16 protein-coding genes and 1 pseudogene are annotated in these 15,638 nt (G+C 72.8%); 7 read left to right on the forward strand and 10 right to left on the reverse strand.

Annotated elements, in window-relative coordinates:
* The first annotated feature begins 78 nt into the window (after positions 1–78).
* A complete protein-coding gene (locus tag M8J74_RS17675; protein ID WP_249837339.1) occupies positions 79–2,319 on the forward strand; it encodes an FUSC family protein in 2,241 nt (746 codons plus the stop codon).
* 7 nt (positions 2,320–2,326) lie between these two features.
* On the opposite strand, the gene M8J74_RS17680 is transcribed toward M8J74_RS17675, so the two are convergent.
* The 5 genes from M8J74_RS17680 to M8J74_RS17700 all read right to left on the reverse strand — a co-directional run bounded on the left by M8J74_RS17680 (position 2,327) and on the right by M8J74_RS17700 (position 5,650).
* Positions 2,327–2,758 carry a hypothetical protein gene (locus M8J74_RS17680; protein WP_058927338.1) on the reverse strand — a complete coding sequence of 144 codons (432 nt, stop codon included), beginning with the start codon at positions 2,756–2,758 and terminating at the stop codon, positions 2,327–2,329.
* Positions 2,759–2,786: 28 nt separating this feature from the next.
* Entirely contained in the window at positions 2,787–3,626 is an 840-nt protein-coding gene (locus M8J74_RS17685) for a DUF1206 domain-containing protein (RefSeq protein WP_249837340.1), read from the reverse strand.
* Between the two features lie 244 nt (positions 3,627–3,870).
* Positions 3,871–4,131, reverse strand: coding sequence for a DUF5133 domain-containing protein (locus M8J74_RS17690; RefSeq protein WP_058927336.1), 261 nt, complete (start codon positions 4,129–4,131; stop codon positions 3,871–3,873).
* 29 nt (positions 4,132–4,160) lie between these two features.
* On the reverse strand, positions 4,161–5,015 hold the full coding sequence (locus tag M8J74_RS17695) for a SigB/SigF/SigG family RNA polymerase sigma factor (RefSeq protein WP_249837341.1): 855 nt from the start codon (positions 5,013–5,015) through the stop codon (positions 4,161–4,163).
* A gap of 191 nt (positions 5,016–5,206) precedes the next feature.
* Positions 5,207–5,650 carry an ATP-binding protein gene (locus M8J74_RS17700; RefSeq protein WP_249837342.1) on the reverse strand — a complete coding sequence of 148 codons (444 nt, stop codon included), beginning with the start codon at positions 5,648–5,650 and terminating at the stop codon, positions 5,207–5,209.
* A 235-nt stretch (positions 5,651–5,885) separates the two neighbouring features.
* On the opposite strand from M8J74_RS17700, the gene M8J74_RS17705 reads away from it, so the two are divergent.
* The 3 genes and pseudogenes from M8J74_RS17705 (at position 5,886) to M8J74_RS17715 (ending at position 7,691) form a co-directional block, all read left to right on the forward strand.
* Positions 5,886–6,107 carry a hypothetical protein gene (locus M8J74_RS17705; RefSeq protein WP_249837343.1) on the forward strand — a complete coding sequence of 74 codons (222 nt, stop codon included), beginning with the start codon at positions 5,886–5,888 and terminating at the stop codon, positions 6,105–6,107.
* A 254-nt stretch (positions 6,108–6,361) separates the two neighbouring features.
* A pseudogene (locus M8J74_RS17710) lies at positions 6,362–6,967 on the forward strand (Orn/Lys/Arg family decarboxylase); the annotation flags it as partial.
* A gap of 268 nt (positions 6,968–7,235) precedes the next feature.
* Positions 7,236–7,691: a cyclic nucleotide-binding domain-containing protein gene (locus M8J74_RS17715; RefSeq protein ID WP_249837344.1), complete on the forward strand. Its 456-nt coding sequence runs from the start codon at positions 7,236–7,238 to the stop codon at positions 7,689–7,691.
* Between the two features lie 4 nt (positions 7,692–7,695).
* Here the strand turns inward: M8J74_RS17715 and M8J74_RS17720 are convergent, their stop codons facing one another.
* A complete protein-coding gene (locus tag M8J74_RS17720; RefSeq protein WP_249837345.1) occupies positions 7,696–8,994 on the reverse strand; it encodes an MFS transporter in 1,299 nt (432 codons plus the stop codon).
* 97 nt (positions 8,995–9,091) lie between these two features.
* A complete protein-coding gene (locus M8J74_RS17725) occupies positions 9,092–9,706 on the reverse strand; it encodes a LysE/ArgO family amino acid transporter (RefSeq protein WP_249837346.1) in 615 nt (204 codons plus the stop codon).
* Between the two features lie 66 nt (positions 9,707–9,772).
* Between M8J74_RS17725 and M8J74_RS17730 the strand changes: the two genes are divergently transcribed.
* Positions 9,773–10,681, forward strand: coding sequence for a LysR family transcriptional regulator ArgP (locus M8J74_RS17730; RefSeq protein WP_249837347.1), 909 nt, complete (start codon positions 9,773–9,775; stop codon positions 10,679–10,681).
* Here M8J74_RS17730 and M8J74_RS17735 read toward each other — a convergent pair.
* Positions 10,647–11,390: a TetR/AcrR family transcriptional regulator gene (locus tag M8J74_RS17735; protein ID WP_249837348.1), complete on the reverse strand. Its 744-nt coding sequence runs from the start codon at positions 11,388–11,390 to the stop codon at positions 10,647–10,649. The genes M8J74_RS17730 and M8J74_RS17735 overlap by 35 nt on opposite strands.
* Before the next feature lie 125 nt (positions 11,391–11,515).
* Here M8J74_RS17735 and M8J74_RS17740 point away from each other — a divergent pair, with 125 nt between their 5' ends.
* Together M8J74_RS17740 and M8J74_RS17745 are read left to right on the forward strand one after the other, a co-directional pair.
* Positions 11,516–12,730, forward strand: a complete 1,215-nt coding sequence (locus M8J74_RS17740) for a saccharopine dehydrogenase NADP-binding domain-containing protein (RefSeq protein WP_249837349.1) — start codon at positions 11,516–11,518, stop codon at positions 12,728–12,730.
* Between the two features lie 111 nt (positions 12,731–12,841).
* Positions 12,842–13,096 (forward strand): WhiB family transcriptional regulator, encoded by a 255-nt coding sequence (locus M8J74_RS17745; protein ID WP_249837350.1) that lies wholly within the window; start codon positions 12,842–12,844, stop codon positions 13,094–13,096.
* A 12-nt stretch (positions 13,097–13,108) separates the two neighbouring features.
* Here M8J74_RS17745 and M8J74_RS17750 read toward each other — a convergent pair whose 3' ends face one another.
* Together M8J74_RS17750 and M8J74_RS17755 are read right to left on the reverse strand one after the other, a co-directional pair.
* Complete coding sequence (locus tag M8J74_RS17750; RefSeq protein ID WP_249837351.1) at positions 13,109–14,932, reverse strand: HAMP domain-containing sensor histidine kinase; 1,824 nt, start codon at positions 14,930–14,932, stop codon at positions 13,109–13,111.
* Positions 14,929–15,636, reverse strand: coding sequence for a response regulator transcription factor (locus tag M8J74_RS17755; protein ID WP_249837352.1), 708 nt, complete (start codon positions 15,634–15,636; stop codon positions 14,929–14,931). Before M8J74_RS17755 ends, M8J74_RS17750 begins: the two co-directional genes overlap by 4 nt.
* Positions 15,637–15,638: the final 2 nt, after the last annotated feature.

The following is a 15,638-nucleotide window of genomic DNA, read 5'->3' on the forward strand; positions in this document are numbered from 1 at the left end:
GGCGGGTGCCGGCCTTCCCGGCGAGCCGTGTCATGCTGGATACGGATCTTGATGTGAAGCGGGAGTGAGTACGGCGGCGTGAGGGCAGCGGTGGGGTCGGTCCGGGCGCGTCTGCGCGATCTCGTCGCTGCCAACGACCCGGGCCTGCTGCGCCTTGCCGCCGGCCTGCGGACGGTGGGGGCCATCGCCCTCACGCTCGCCGTGCTCGGCCTGCTGGGGACCGACGTACGCCATCTGGTGGCCGGCGCCATCGCGGCGATGGTCTCCACCTTCGCCATCCGGGAGAAGCAGCGGTCGCGGCAGGCCGTGACGCTGGCGCTGGGCCTTCCCGTGGCCCTGGCCTCACTGACGCTGGCGGCGGTCCTGAACTCCCGGGTGGGCGGCGACGTCGTCTTCGTCGCGCTGATCTTCTGCGCCGTCTACGCCCGCCGGTTCGGCGACCGCGGCACGGCGCTCGGGCTGATCGGCTTCCAGATCTACTTCATGTCCCTGTTCGTCGGCGCCACCGTCTCGGCCCTGCCGCAGCTGTACGGGGTGGTCGCGGTGGCGTTCGCGAGCAGCGCCCTGGTGCGGTTCGCACTCGTGCCCGAGACGCCCGCGGGCATCCTGGCGCGGCTGCGTGAGGCCTTCCGGGCCCGGCTGGCACAGCTGGTCACGGCACAGCTGGAGCTCCTCGACGCCGGTCCCGAGGAGATCGACGGGGCCCTCGCCCACGTCCGGGACGGGACCGCGCGGCTGCACGAGACGGCCATGATGATCCAGGGCCGGCTGGAGGACGGCACCGACGACGAGGCCGTGGCCCGGCTGGTGCAGCGGCGCATCGCGGACGCCGAGATCGCCGCCGAGCGCCTGGGCCTGCTGCTGCTGACCGCGCGCAGTGCCGAGCGGGCGGACACCCTCACCCTGCATCTGCCCGGCGCGCCCGTCCCGGAGGGCGGCCATCTGCCGGTCCGGGAGGAGGCGACCGCCACCCTGCGCCGGGACCTGCAGGCGCTGCGCATGCTGGTGCTGCGTCCCGTCTCGGCCGACACGGGGGCCGGCCTGGCGCAGGTGCGCAACCGGCTGCTGGGCTACCGGGACGAGGAGAACCTGCCGAAGGCCTCGCCCGCCGTGCAGGACGTCTTCCGCGGCGTCGGCGAGGCGGCGCGGGCGGTGCTGGGGCTGCGGATCGCGCTCGGCGGGGCGCGGGACGAGTCGGACGACTCGCCGTCGACGGCCCGCTCCCGTGAGGAGCTGGACGCCGAGGACGCGGCGATCGACGCCGGCGAGGAGACGGCCGAGGCCCCCGCCACGGGCTGGCAGCGGCCCACCACGCGGGCCGCCGTGCAGGTCGCGGTGGGCTCGTCCCTGGCGATCGTGGGCGGCGAGTTCCTGTCCGCGCAGCGCTGGTACTGGGCGGTGCTGACCTGCTGGATCGTGTTCATCAACACCGCCTCGACGGGCGAGATCCTGGTCAAGGGCTACCGGCGGCTGCTGGGCACGGTGCTCGGCGTCGTGGCCGGACTGCTCCTCGCGGGCCTCGTCGGCCATCACACCTGGACGGCGTTCGCGCTGGTGCTGCTGTGCGTGTTCGCGATGTTCTACACGGCACCGCTGTCGTACACGCTGATGTCGTTCTTCGTCACGGCGGCCCTCGGCGTGCTGTACACGCTGCTGCACACCTACAGCCTGTCCGTGCTGGTGCTGCGGGTGGAGGAGACGGCGCTGGGGGCGGCCTGCGGGATCATCGCCGCCGCGTTCGTGCTGCCGGTGCACACCGACCGCCGTACGAACGACCTGCTCGGCACGGTGCTGGACCGGCTCGCCGAGGTCACCGAGGCGGCGATCGACCAGCTCAGCGGCGGGCCGCCGCACGAACTGCTGGACCGGGCGCGGGATCTGGACCAGGCGCTGTCCGACCTGCGGGCGGCCACCCAGCCGCTGACGCATCCGGTCACGCCGTTGCGGACGCGGCGCAACACCGCCCGGTACGTCGTCGCCCTGCTGGAGACCTGCGCGTACCACGCGCGTTCCCTGGCCGCGATGGCCGAACTGCTGCCCACGCATCCCTCCATCGCGGCGGACCCGCGGCTGCGCCGGGCCGGGCAGCGCATCCTGGACAACATCGCGGCGATCGCCGCGCGCGCCGCGGACGAGCGGTCCACGGCGCAGGTGGAGACGGGCGCGAGCATCGCGTCCCTGGTGGAGTCCGAACTGCCGGGCGTCTCCCGCTACGGGCGGATCACCGACCGGGTGCTCAGGCACCTGCAGCGGCTGGACGAGGCCGTGGTGGGCCTGGCCCGGCCGCTGAAGGTGCCCGTGGCGGCGCCCAGGCGGTGAGCGCCGCTCAGAAGTCGGTGGGCAGACCGCTGACCTCGGCGATGCCGCGCAGTTCCTCGTTCTGGCGGTGCCGTTCCCGGATGAAGTCGGCTATCTCGCCGAGCCGTACCGGGTCCGCGGCGGTGTCCGCGTCGGTGACCACCCGGACGGGGCCGGTGTCCTCCAGCTGGATCTCCACGACCTCGTTGTCCAGCCTGCCGGTGACCGCCGCGGCGATGACCAGGGCGGCCTCGTCGCGGACCTCCTGGGGCAGGCCGTCGGCCTGGTCGCCGTCGAGCGCGAAGTCCAGCGCGGGCAGCTGCTCCTGGTCGATGGCCCGCAGGACGGGTTCGACCAGGTCGAGCAGTTGCAGGTAGTCGTCCGTGTCCATCCGGTTGCGCAGGAGTCCGAGGTACATGTCGACGGGCCGGTGCTCGGGTGAGAACTCGGATTCGTTCATTTCGTGCGTGTGCCCCGTCTCGCCCGCGTCAGACCCGCTGCCAGCGGGCGAGTGCGAACGAGAACACTCCGAAGAGGACGAACCCCGCCGCGACGCAGACCAGCAGCCACGGCCCGAGCGGGGTGTGGGCGAAGGAGCGCAGGGTGTCGTCGAGCCCCTTGGCCCGGTCCGGGCGGTAGTCGACGGCCGCGCGCACGGCGAAGCCTCCGGCGACGGCGAAGACGAGGCCGCGGGCGGTGCCGCCGGCGACGCCGGTGATGTCGACCAGCTTCGACGCCCAGCGAGGCATCCGGGCCTGCTTGAGCTTGCGCCGGTAGTCACGCCGTATGGCTCGCACCCCTACCCATATGCCGGCCACCACGACGCCGGCCCCGGCCACGCCGACGATCCACTGGCCCCCGGGCCAGTGCAGCACCCGCGCGGTGATGTCGCGGGACTGCGAGTCGCTGGAACCGCTGCCGCTGCCCCGCGGGCCGGCCGCGAAGGACAGCACGGAGTAGGCGACGAACGAGTAGAAGACGCAGCGGCCCAGGGCGAGCAGCCGCTTGTGCGCCTTGCGTCCGTCGGCTCCCGCCGATCCGAAGACCGCCTCGGACAGCCGCCACAGGGCCATTCCGACGAGCCCGAGGCCCAGCGTCCACAGCAGGAACTTGCCGAACGGCTGCTGCGCCAGTTCGCCGACCGCTCCCCCGCGGTCGGCCTGCCGGTGTGTGTCGCCGAAGGCGATCTGCAAGGCGATCACCCCGACCAGCAGATAGATCACTCCTCGTGCGGTGAGCCCCGCCCGCGCGGCACCCTCCGTCATCGAACCCCGCGCCGCCCGCTCGGCCTCCATGCGGCCGGAGCGCGCCATGGCACTCGCGTTCATGTGCACCTCCCGTCGTCCGGATGCCCCGCCGCGGCGGGACCACGCCCGGTGCCGCTCGGGACCCTGTCGTCCGGGGCGCGGACCCGGTGCTTCCGGGTCCGGGGCCGTGCGCCGAAGCCCCCGGGCCGGTGACCGGCCCGGGGGCTTCGCGCCCCTTCGTCTGCCCTCGTGCGACCGCAGCCGGGCCCGTGTGCGTGCGAAACGCACACGGGCCCGGCTGCGGCCCGCTGTCCTCTCCGCCCGGTCAGGCGGTGGACGGTGTCACTCGGCCGTGGGTGCGGCGGTCGGCCGGTGGCGGAGGTGTCATGGACTCGGCGGCGAGGAGACGGTGGGCGGTCTCCAGGGCCCGTCTGACGTCACGCGTACCGGTCGTCACGCACAGCGTGTAGGCCAGGTCCTGCGCCCGTGGACTCGACCAGCCGTTGCCGGTCTCGGCCTCCTCGGCCAGGAGTGCCTCGTACTCCTCCACGAGTTTGCGCAAAAGGGCGGGATGAGGAATCAGCATGGCTCTCGCTCCTTCTCGGTTCCGTGGGGTCAGGCCGCGCTCGGCCCGCGTCCGCCGCCCTTGCGGCCGCCCTGGCCCATGGCTTCGGCGCGGACCCGGGCGCAGCTGCGGCTGATCAGGCGTGAGACGTGCATCTGGGAGATGCCGAGCTGGTCGGCGATCCGGCTTTGTGTCATGTCCTCGAAGAAGCGCATGTAGAGGATGGCGCGCTCGCGCTCGGGCAGGCGGCGCAGGCTCTCCTTGGCGGACTCGCGGTCGACCACGACGTCGTACGACGCGTCGGGGGCGCCCAGGGTGTCCGCGAGGCTGTAGCCGTCGTCGCCGGCGAGCTCGGCGTCCAGGGAAAGGGTGCTGAAGCTCTCCAGGGCTTCCAGGCCGCAGTTGATCTCGTCCTCGGTGAGCCCGGTGTGGGCGGCGAGGGCCGCGACGGTGGGTTCGGGGCTGCCGGGCGTCTGGGTGAGCTCGCGGCGGGCCACGCGGACCTTGTTGCGCAGTTCCTGGACGCGGCGGGGCACGCGCAGCGCCCACATCCGGTCCCGGAAGTGCCGCTTGACCTCGCCGGTGATGGTGGGCACGGCGTAGCTCTCGAAGGCTCCGCGCTCCGGGTCGAACCGGTCGATGGCCTTGACGAGCCCGAGGGCGGCGACCTGGCGCAAGTCCTCCACCGACTCGCCGCGGTCGCGGAAGCGGCCGGCGATGCGGTGGGCCATGGGGAGCCAGGCGGTGACCAGTTCGTCGCGTACGGCCTCCCGCTCGGGGCCGTCCTCCAGGACGGTCAGGCGGGCGAAGAGCTCCGCCGTGTCGGGGGCGTCGTCGTGGCGCCGCGCGGCGGCGCTCTGCGGGGCCTGCGTGCCGGGACGGCTGGTCGAGGTGTCGATGAGCATGCGGTTTCGCTCCTGAACGAGGGGTTCCAGGGACTTACCGCGGGAGGGTCGACACCCGGACCTGCCGAGGGCCCGGGGCGGTCATGCCGCTCCCGCTGGGCGCCTCCGGTCCGAAGCACGAACCTCCGTCTGCCCTGCGATCGGAGGAACAAACTCCGCTGCTCGAAATAATGTGACCGGCACGGGTCCGCTCAGGTCAGAGCGATCACCGCGGTGATGCACTTGCCGCCGGCCGGCAGCCCGGACACCCGCACGTCACGGGCCAGCCGGCACACGATGGGCCAGCCGCGGCCGCCGGCCTGGAACCGCCCGCGCGGGTCGACGGACGGCCTGGTGACCGGTATCTCGTCACTGCGGTCGCTCACCGACACGCACAGACAGGGTCCGGTGACGTCGACGCGGAAGTCCGTGACCCCGCCGCCGTGCAGGATCGCGTTGGTCGTGAGTTCCGAGGCGACGAGGACGGCGTCACCGAGGGCCTGCGGGTCGCACTGCGTGTGCGTGACACGGCAGCGCTCGGCCACCGCCCGCTCGACGGCCCGGCGCGCCTCGGCCGGCCTGCGCAGCCGCGTCGGCCCGGAGCCCTGAGCACCCGACGGGTCGTGGGCTGGGTCGGTCGTGTGCCGGTCGCACATCGCCTGGCTCCCTGGGGGCTGAGAGAACGGACTGGTCAATCTGTGAACGGCGCGACGGCGCCCGGTCGGCCCGCGTGTGTCGCAGCGGGGTTCGCGCCCCGTCGCGCCAGGCTTTCTCACGCTGCGTAGCAAAGCGGGTCCTTACCTTCGGCTCACCTTCATACGTCCCGTCAAACCTCCCGGGCGGGCCGTGGTGCGGGCCATGGCGCGACGCGAGCGGGGTACAGGGGATTCCATGACCGATGTCGTGGACTCAGACGAACTGCTGCGTCGCCTCCAGCGCGCCCGGGCCTGCGCGCAGCAGGAGGAGCGGGCGTGGCGGGACCGGCGGGAGGACCTCGGGGCCGCCGACGCGGACCCCGCCCGCGACGCCGTGGTGCGGGCGCTGGCGTACGAGACCGTGGTGCGGGTGCTGGACGAGATCCTCACTCCGGGTAAGCACGACGAGCCGAGCTGACGGGGCGCCCCTCCGGCGGCCCGTCTATCGGCACCCGCGGCCGCGGAAACCCGGGGGCGCATGACATCTGATCACCACCGAGCACCCGTACTGGAAGCCCTGGTCGGCTACCACCGGCGAGGAGAGCTCGCGTTCTCGCCCCCCCGGGCCACAAACAGGCGCGGAGAGCGGACCCCTCGGTACGCGAGGTACTCGGTGACGCGGTGTTTGTCGGGGACATGCTGGCCTCGGGCGGCCTGGACGACCGCCTCAGGGAACTCGCGGCCGAGGTGCGCGCCGCCGTCGAGGAGATCGACGGCATGCACGTCGACGACCGTGACGACTTGTGCGGGCAGGGCCTCGCCGACGACTTCGACCCGCTGCCGTCCAGAAGGTGGGGCCGCTGGTCAGGCAGACACCGTCGGTGTCGTCGTCCTTGGGCTTGCAGGTGGACATGCACCTCAACGACCACCGCCGCATCGGCGGCCGGATCACCCATGCCGACGACCGGGACACCACGGCCCAGTTGCTCGCCGCGCTCAAGGACCTCGCGCAGGCCGCGCCCGACCTGCCGTGCGCCCCGCGCGTGGAGGTGCCGGAACCGGCCGAGCTCCGGCCGGCGCAGGCCGTGCCGCCCCGGGACGCGTTCTTCGGCCCGACGGAGGACGTGCCCGTCTCGGCCGCCGCGGGGCGGGTGACGGCGGAGATGATCACGCCGTATCCCCCGGGCATCCCGGCGATCCTGCCGGGCGAACGGCTCACCGAGCTGTCGTGCGCCATCTGACGACCGGTCTGAAGGCGGGGTGAACCTGCCCGACGCGAGCGACCCCGAGCTGAAGACGATCAGGGTCGTGGCGGCGGACGCGGATCCCGGCGAGTGAAACAGGTCACTCGACCCGGTTTCCGCTACGCGAACCTCTCCCGAATGGTTTACCGTTCATGCATACGTGGTGCCGGAGTGGACCGTACCGTCCTCCGCCATCACCGCTGACGGCCCTGGCTGGCCTCCCCCGTCCAGCCAGGGCTTTTTCATGCCCTCGGGCGGATCGGCACGAAATGCCGCCGTCCGCCGAGGTGCTCTCGTCGCTCCGAGCGGCTGAAATGGGCTGAGGCAGACACCGGACCCCGGCCGGCGAGGAGCCCCGCCCCATGACCAAAGCCATCAAACTGCTGACCGCCCTTCCCCCGCCCCAACGCGGGCGCCTGATGGCACTCGCCAAGGAGGTGTCCTTCCCCGAGGACACCCGGATCTTCGAGGCCGGGGGCCGGGCCGACCGATTCTGGGTCATCCGCTCGGGCGCGGTCTCGCTCGACCAGCGGGTCAACTCCCTGCACCGGGTGACCGTGGCGAGCCTGGGCTCCGGCGATCTGCTGGGCTGGTCGTGGCTGTTCCCGCCGCACGAGTGGGACTTCGGCGCCGAGGCGTTCAGCCCCGTGCGCGCCTACGAGTTCGACGCGGCCGAGGTGCTGCAGCTGTGCGAGGAGGACCCGCAGCTGGGGATCGTACTGGTGCGCAGCGTGGCCGAGATCCTGGCGCACCGGCTGGAGATGACCCGCGGCAAGCTCATGGAGCAGTACACCTCGCAGCGGCGCCGCTCCCTGTAGCGCCTCACACGCGGTAGCGGCGCAGCGCCGGCACCGCGGCGGCCAGGGCCAGCATCGCCGCGACGACCAGCAGGCCGCCGCCGGCCACGGCCGCGCGCGGGCCGAAGGCCGAACCCGCGGTGCCGTGCAGGACGTCGGCCAGCCGCGGGCCGCCCGCCACCACCACCGTGAACACCCCCTGCATGCGGCCGCGCATCTCGTCGGTGGCGGCGGACAGCAGGATCGCGCCGCGGAAGACCATCGAGACCATGTCGGCGACGCCGGCCACGGCGAGACAGGCGGCCGCGATCCACAGGTTGCCGCTCAGCCCGAAGCCGGTGATCGCCAGGCCCCAGGCGACGACCGCGCCGATGACCATGACGCCGTGCCGGCGGACCCGGGAGAAGGTGCCGGAGAACAGCCCGCCCAGCACGGCGCCGATGGGGATCGACGCGAACAGCAGGCCGAGGGCGAACCCCTCGCCGTAGGAGCCGTAGGTCTCGGCGGCCAGCTGGGGGAAGAGGGCCCGGGGCATGCCGAAGACCATCGCGATGATGTCGGCGAGGAAGGACAGCAGCAGCACCTTGTGCAGGGAGAGGTAGCGGAAGCCCTCCGCGATCGCGCGCACGCCGGCGCGCCGGGTCGTGGCGCCCGCGAGCGGCGGCAGCGACGGCAGCCGGTAGACCGCCCACACGGTGACGCACAGCGCGAGCGCGTCGATGAGGTACAGCTCCGGCAGGCCGATGACGGGGATCAGGACGCCGGCGAGCAACGGGCCGACGACCTGGCCGGTCTGCATGACGGTCGAGCCGAGCGCGTTCGCGGCGGGCAGCTGCCCCTCGGGCACGAGCCGGGCGATGGAGGCGTTGCGGGCGGGGGCGTTGAGTCCCCAGAAGGCCTGCTGCATCGCCAGCAGCGCCATCAGCACCGCCACCGACCCCAGCCCGGTGACCGCCTGGAGCCAGAACAGCAGCGAGGTGACCGCGATACCCGTGTTGGTGATCAGCAGCAGCTTGCGGCGGTCCATGCTGTCGGCGACGGCGCCGCCCCACAGCGCGAACACGATCAGCGGGAGCAGACCGGCGAGGCTCGCGGCGCCGACCCACGCCGAGGAGTGGGTGATGTCGTAGATCTGCTTGGGCACGGCGACCGCGGTGAGCTGGCTGCCGACCGCGGTGACGATCGTGGAGGACCACAGCCTGCGGTAGGCGGGGATGCGCAGCGGGCGGGTGTCCATGGCCCAGCGGCGCCAGCCGCGCCGGGGCGGGTCGACCGCGACCGGGTCCGGAGTCTGCGGTTCGGTGCTGCTCTCGCTGGTGTCCACGGGCTTCCTGGTTGCTCGCTACATCTATCGGGTGCAGGGTTCACTATCGCAGCACCGGACGGGAGTTCGGGACACACGGTCGCGAGCGGGCGGACGGTCAGGCCCTGACGACGAGCATGCCTCCGATGCCGATCATCGTCGCGGCGACGAGTCCGTCCAGGACCCGCCAGGCCGACGGTTTGGCCAGCACGCGTCCGAGCAGCCGGCCGCCGAAGCCGAGCGCCGCGAACCAGCAGAGGCTGGCGAGCGCGGCACCGAGCCCGAAGGTCCAGCGCAGCGCGCCGCGGTCGGCGGCGATCGAGCCGAGCAGGAACACGGTGTCGAGGTAGACGTGCGGGTTGAGCCAGGTCAGCGCCAGGCAGGTGAGCACGGCGCGCCTGCGCGACCCCGTCGCCTCCCCCTCGGTCCGCAGGGCGCCCTGCGGCCTGATCACCCGGCGGGCGGCGAGCGCGCCGTAGCAGAGCAGGAACGCGCCGCCGATCCAGCCGACCGCGGTCAGCGCCCGCGGATACGCCACCACGACGGCGCCGACGCCCCCCACCCCCAGGGCGATGAGGACGGCGTCGGACAGCGCGCAGATGCCCACCACGGCGAGGACGGCGTCACGGCGGATGCCCTGCCTGAGGACGAAGGCGTTCTGGGCGCCGATGGCGACGATGAGCGAGAGGCCGGTGCCGAATCCCGCGGCGGCGGCGGTGAGTGCGCTGGTCATGACGTCGACGTTAGGGAAGCGATCTCCTGGCGTACAGCTAAGGATTCTTACGTATCATTAGCAGCCATGAAGACGGAGCTGACCGAGCTTCCCCTCGACCAGGTGCGCACGCTGCTGGCGGTGGTGGACGAGGGCACCTTCGACGCGGCCGCCTCGGCGCTGCACGTGACGCCGTCGGCGGTCAGTCAGCGGGTCAAGGCGCTGGAGCAGCGCACGGGACGCGTGCTGCTGATGCGCACCAAACCGGTGCGGCCCACGGAGTCGGGCGAGGTCGTGGTGCGGTTCGCCCGGCAGCTGGCCCGGCTGGAGCGTGACGCCCGGGCCGAGCTGGGCATGAACGAGGCGGGCGAGCCGACCCGGGTGTCGATCGCCGTGAACGCCGACTCCCTGGCCACCTGGCTGCTGCCGGCGCTCACCCGGGCACGGCACGAGCCGCCGCTCTGCTTCGAGCTGCGCCGCGAGGACGAGACGCGCACCGCGTCCCTGCTGCGCGAGGGCCTGGTGATGGCGGCGGTCACCTCCTCGCCCGAGGCGGTCACCGGTTGCTCGGTGCGCGCCCTCGGCCGGATGCGCTATCTGCCCGTGGCCCAGCCGGACTTCGCCCGCGAACACCTCGACGGGCCGCTGCGGGACGTGCTCGCCGTCGCGCCCACGGTGGCCTTCGACCGCAGCGACGACCTGCAGGACGCCTTCGTCCGCCGGCTGCGGCGCGGCACCGGGAGCGCGAGCCGGGTAAGGCACTTCGTGCCCACCTCGGAGGGGTTCGCCGAGTCGGTGGCGGCGGGCCTGGGCTGGGGCCTGGTGCCCGAGGTGCAGGCCGAGCCGCTGCTGCGTGCCGGACGCCTCGTGGACTTCGCGCCGGGGCGCTGGCTCGACGTGCCCCTGTACTGGCAGCAGTGGAAACTCGACTCCCCCGCGCTGGCCACGGTGGCCGAGGCGGTCACTCGTGCGGCGGCGCAGGCGCTGCGCGCGTGACCTCCGCCCGCAGCGCCTCCAGCCGCGCGGCGGCACTGTCCAGCAGCATCTCCAGCGCCGTCGGGTAGGCGCTGTCGACCATCCGCGCGCTCAGCAGCGGGGCGGCCTCGGCGATCCGGGGATGTGTCGTGGCGGGCAGGCGGGCGTAGGTGGAGCGCCACATGTTCTCGTCGGCGCGCAGCGCGGCGCTCGGCAGGGTCAGGGAGGCGGCGTCGAGGGCGGCGAAGGCCAGGGTCTGGTCGATGAAGGCGTGGTAGACGCGCACGGTGTCGGCGAGCGGGAAGCCCGCGGTGCGCAGAATGTCCAGCACGGTCTCGTCGGCGGCCAGTTCGTTGGCCCGGCCGGTGACCCGGCTGGTGGTCAGCACGGCCGCCTGCGGGTGGGCGACGTAGACGGCGTGGATGCGCAGGCCGACGGCGCGCAGGTCCGCCCGCCACTGTCCCGTCGGCCGCCACCCGTCGAGGGCCTGCCCGATGAGGGCGTCGCCGATGGCGAGCGTGAGGTCGTCCATGCCGCGGAAGTACCGGTAGAGCGTGCTCGGGTCGGCGTCCAGGGCCAGCCCCAGGCGGCGGGCCGTCAGGCCGGCGCTGCCGTGCTCGCGCAGCATCCGCAGCGCCGTCTCCACGATCAGGCGCTCCGACAGCACGGTGCCGCTCTTGGTGGGCCGCCGCCTGCGCCGCTTCTCCTCGGGCACCACGGCCTTCGGCATCGCCGCTCCCCTTCGCTTCGCTTCCCGCTCTTATGCCAACGCCATTGACCTTACGTGAGGGCCGGGCGTTGTATCTGCGGCGGGGCCCCTCCTTCTTCGACCCCGATCGACAGGGAGTGCTTGTCATGCGTGTACTGCTCGTGGGTGCCGGCGGTGTCGGCACCGCCATCACCCGGATCGCGGCCCGCCGCCGCTTCTTCGACGCGATGGTCGTGGCCGACTTCGACCCGGCCCGCGCCGAGGCGGCCGTGGCCGCGGTCGGCGACGACCGGTTCGCCGCGGCCCAGGTGGACGCGAGCGACGAGGCGGCGGTGACCGGGCTGCTGCGCCGGCACGCCTGTGACGTGCTGCTCAACGCCACCGACCCGCGGTTCGTGATGCCGCTGTTCCGGGCGGCCCGCGCCGCCGACGCCACTTATGTCGACATGGCGATGTCGCTGTCCCACCCGCACCCCGAGCAGCCGTACACCGAGTGCGGGGTCAAGCTCGGCGACGACCAGTTCGCGCTGGCCGGGGAGTGGGAGAAGGCGGGCGCGCTGGCTCTGGTGGGCATGGGCGTGGAGCCCGGACTGTCCGACGTCTTCGCGCGCTACGCCGCCGACGAACTCTTCGACGAGATCGAGGAGATCGGCGTCCGCGACGGCGCGAACCTCACCGTCGACGGCTACGACTTCGCCCCGTCCTTCAGCATCTGGACCACGATCGAGGAGTGCCTCAACCCGCCGGTCGTCTACGAGGAAGGGCGCGGCTGGTTCACCACGGAGCCGTTCAGCGAGCCGGAGGTCTTCGACTTCCCCGAGGGCATCGGCCCCGTCGAGTGCGTGAACGTCGAGCACGAGGAGGTGCTGCTGGTCCCGCGCTGGGTCGACGCCGGCCGGGTGACCTTCAAGTACGGCCTGGGCAAGGAGTTCATCGACACGCTCAGGACGCTGCACCTGCTGGGCCTGGACAGCACCGCGCCGGTGACCGTGCCGAGCCCGGCCGGACCGGTGGCGGTCTCGCCCCGGGACGTCGTCGCCGCGTGCCTGCCCGACCCGGCGACGCTCGGCGAGCGGATGCACGGCAAGACCTGCGCGGGCACCTGGGTCCGGGGCACCAAGGACGGGGCGCCCCGCGAGGTGTACATCTACCACGTGGTCGACAACCAGTGGTCCATGAAGGAGTACGGCAGCCAGGCCGTCGTCTGGCAGACGGCCGTGAACCCGGTCGTCGCCCTCGAACTCCTCGCCGGCGGCGCCTGGTCGGGCTCCGGCGTCCTCGGCCCGGAGGCGTTCCCGGCCCGCCCGTTCCTGGATCTGCTCACGGCCTACGGCTCGCCGTGGGGCATCCGGGAGCAATGAACACCGTTTCTCTGCAACTTCCTTCGTTTCACATGCGCATCGACAGGTGACCCGAAAGCGAGTAAGCCATTCGCGAGGGCACGATGACTTTCGATCGCAGGTGACTTTTTCATGGACTACTGGCGAGACCAGGCCGCGTGCCGCAACGAGGACCCCGAGCTGTTCTTCCCGATCGGCACCTCCGGCCCCGCGTTGATGCAGACCGCACAGGCCAAGGCGGTGTGCGCCCGCTGCCCGGTGCAGGAGCAGTGCCTGGAGTGGGCGCTGGAGCACGGCGAGATCCTGGGTGTGTGGGGCGGCACCGGTGAGAACGAACGGCGCGCCCTGCAGCGCAGGCGTCGGCGGACGGCCGCGAGCAACGGCTGACCGGGGGCGCGATCAGCGTCCGGGCATCCCGGTTCCCGGCAGGCGGAGGGTGAACGTCGCTCCCCTGCCGGGTTCGCTCTGCGCCGTGGCCGTTCCGCCGTGCGCGGCGATCAGGTGGCGGACGATGGCCAGACCGAGGCCGCTGCCTCCGGTGCGTCTGCTGCGCGACTTCTCCGCGCGCCAGAACCGCTCGAACACATGCGGCAGATCCTCGGCGGCGATGCCGCTGCCGGTGTCCGTGACGGTGAAGACGGCGTCGTCGCCGTCGCGTCGGGCGGCCACCGTGACCGTGCCGCCCGCCGGGGTGTGCCGCAGCGCGTTGGAGACCAGGTTGCCGAGCGCCTGCCGCATGCGTACCGGGTCGGCGTCCAGCCACGGATCGCCGCCCACGTCGGTGCGCACCTCGACGTCCGCGGTGACGGCCGCGACGCGGTGGGCGGCGGCGACCTGGTCGAGGAGTTCCGCGGCGCGCACCGGCTCCCGGTGCAGGCGCAGGGTGCCCGCGTCGGCGGCGGCGAGGTCCTGCAGATCGTCGATGATGCGCTGGAGCACCAGCGACTCCTCGTGCAGGGAGCCGAGCAGGGCGGGGTCGGGGTCGACGACGCCGTCCCGGGTGACCTCCAGCCAGCCGCGGATGTTGGTGAGCGGGCTGCGCAGTTCGTGCGCGATGTCGCTGACCATGGCCTTGCGCTGCTCCTCCAGGCGTTCCCGGCGCTCGGTGAGGTCGTTGAAGGCCTCCGCGAGGATGCCGGTCTCGTCCCGCGTCGTCACCGGGACCCGTACATGCAGCTCCGGGGGCTGCTGGGCGGCCGCCGTGAGCGCCCGCAGTGGGCGCACCAGCCGGGTGGCGACGACGGCCGTGACCGCGACGGTGACGGCGAGGACCAGACCGACGACACCGACGATCTTGGCCTTGTTGGCCGGGGACATGTCGAAGCGGGGCGGGGTCGTCTCGTCGCCGCCCAGGTACAGGTCGGCCACGGGGGCGACGTACGGGTCGAGTTGGGCGCGCAGGGCGTCGTCGGTACAGGCCTGTGCGGTCTTCACGTCCGTCGTGTCGCCCGCCTTGGCGTACTTGCCGATGACGTAGCGGCTCAGCGGGTCCCTGCCGGTGGTGTTGATGAACAGGTACAGCCGTGAGCCCTTTCCCCAGCCGTGTGCGCGCAGACAGGCGAGGGAGGCGTCGCTGAGCGCGTCCAGGGCCTTGCGCTCGGTCCGCACGGGTGTGTTCAGACCGTAGCCGCACTCGTCGGGCAGGGTCTGGGAGGCGTCCTTGCCGTCCTGGTCGAGCAGCACCGCCCGGCCGCTGGGGATGTGCACGAGCTTGGTGTCGATGCCGTACCGGGTGAAGCAGAGGCGGAGTTTGCGGGTCGTCGTGTCCAGGTCGGCGCGTTCGCGGGCCGTGAGCCGGTACGGTCCCACAGCGCGCGGGTCGACGCCCCTGAGCTGTGCGCCGGTCTGGGTGTAGGTGTCGGTGTGCAGGGGGTCGACGGTGGCGGCTGCGCCGAGCGGCAGTGCGGTGCCCTTGCGCGCGGAGTCGGCGATGGGGGCGCGGTCGGGGGTGGTCAGGGCGATGCGCCGCCCCGTGCGGGTGGCGAGGCGGTCGACGAGGGGCTGCACACCCTTCCACTGCGGATGGGTGGCCGCGTACCCGCTGAGCTCGGCGAGGATCTTCATGTCGTCGGCGAGGTCCTGGCCCTGTTCCTCGCGCAGGGCGCGGGTGGTGGTCTCCACCGCCAGCCAGGTCGTGGCCGCCACCGAGCAGACCGCGATGAGAGCGGAGGCGAACAGCAGCCGCACCAGCAGGCGTTTGCGCAGCGGTATGCGGCGCTTCACGGCCGGCCGCCGCTGAGCTTGTAGCCCACCCCGAACACCGTCAGCAGCCGGACCGGCCGGCGCGGGTCGGCCTCGATCTTCTTGCGCAGGTTCATGATGTGCACGTCGACGGCGCGCTCGGTGGAGGACCGGTCGAAGCCGCGGGTGGCCTGCAGCAACTGCCGCCGGGTGAAGACGCGTTCCGGCTCGCCGGCCATGGCCAGCAGAATCTGGAACTCGGCCGGCGTGCACTCCACCGGCTCGCCGTCACAGCGCACCTCGTGCCGCTCCGGGTCGACGGCGAGGCCGGCCGCGCGGATCACGGGATCCTCGCGCACGCTCGCCGGGCGCCCGCTGCGCCGCAGCACCGTGCGGATCCGGGCCATCAGCTCGCGCGGACTGTAGGGCTTGGTCATGTAGTCGTCCGCCCCCAGCTCCAGGCCGAGCAGGACGTCGTCCTCCTCGGAGCGGGCGGTCAGCATCAGCACCGGGATGCCGTCGCCGTCGGGGTCCGATCCGCGCAGCACCCGGCACACGCCGAAGCCGTCGACCACGGGCAGCATCAGGTCGAGGACGACGAGGTCGGGTCTCAGCCGCCGGGCGGCGTCCAGCGCCGCCGCACCGTCGTGCACGACGGTGGCCGTGTGTCCCTCGGCCAGCAGGGAGCGGCGTATGAGTTCGGCCTGCATCTCGTCGTCCTCGGCGACCAGCACATGTGCGCACACGC

The organism is Streptomyces panaciradicis (assembly GCF_023516615.1).
GTDB lineage: Bacteria > Actinomycetota > Actinomycetes > Streptomycetales > Streptomycetaceae > Streptomyces > Streptomyces panaciradicis.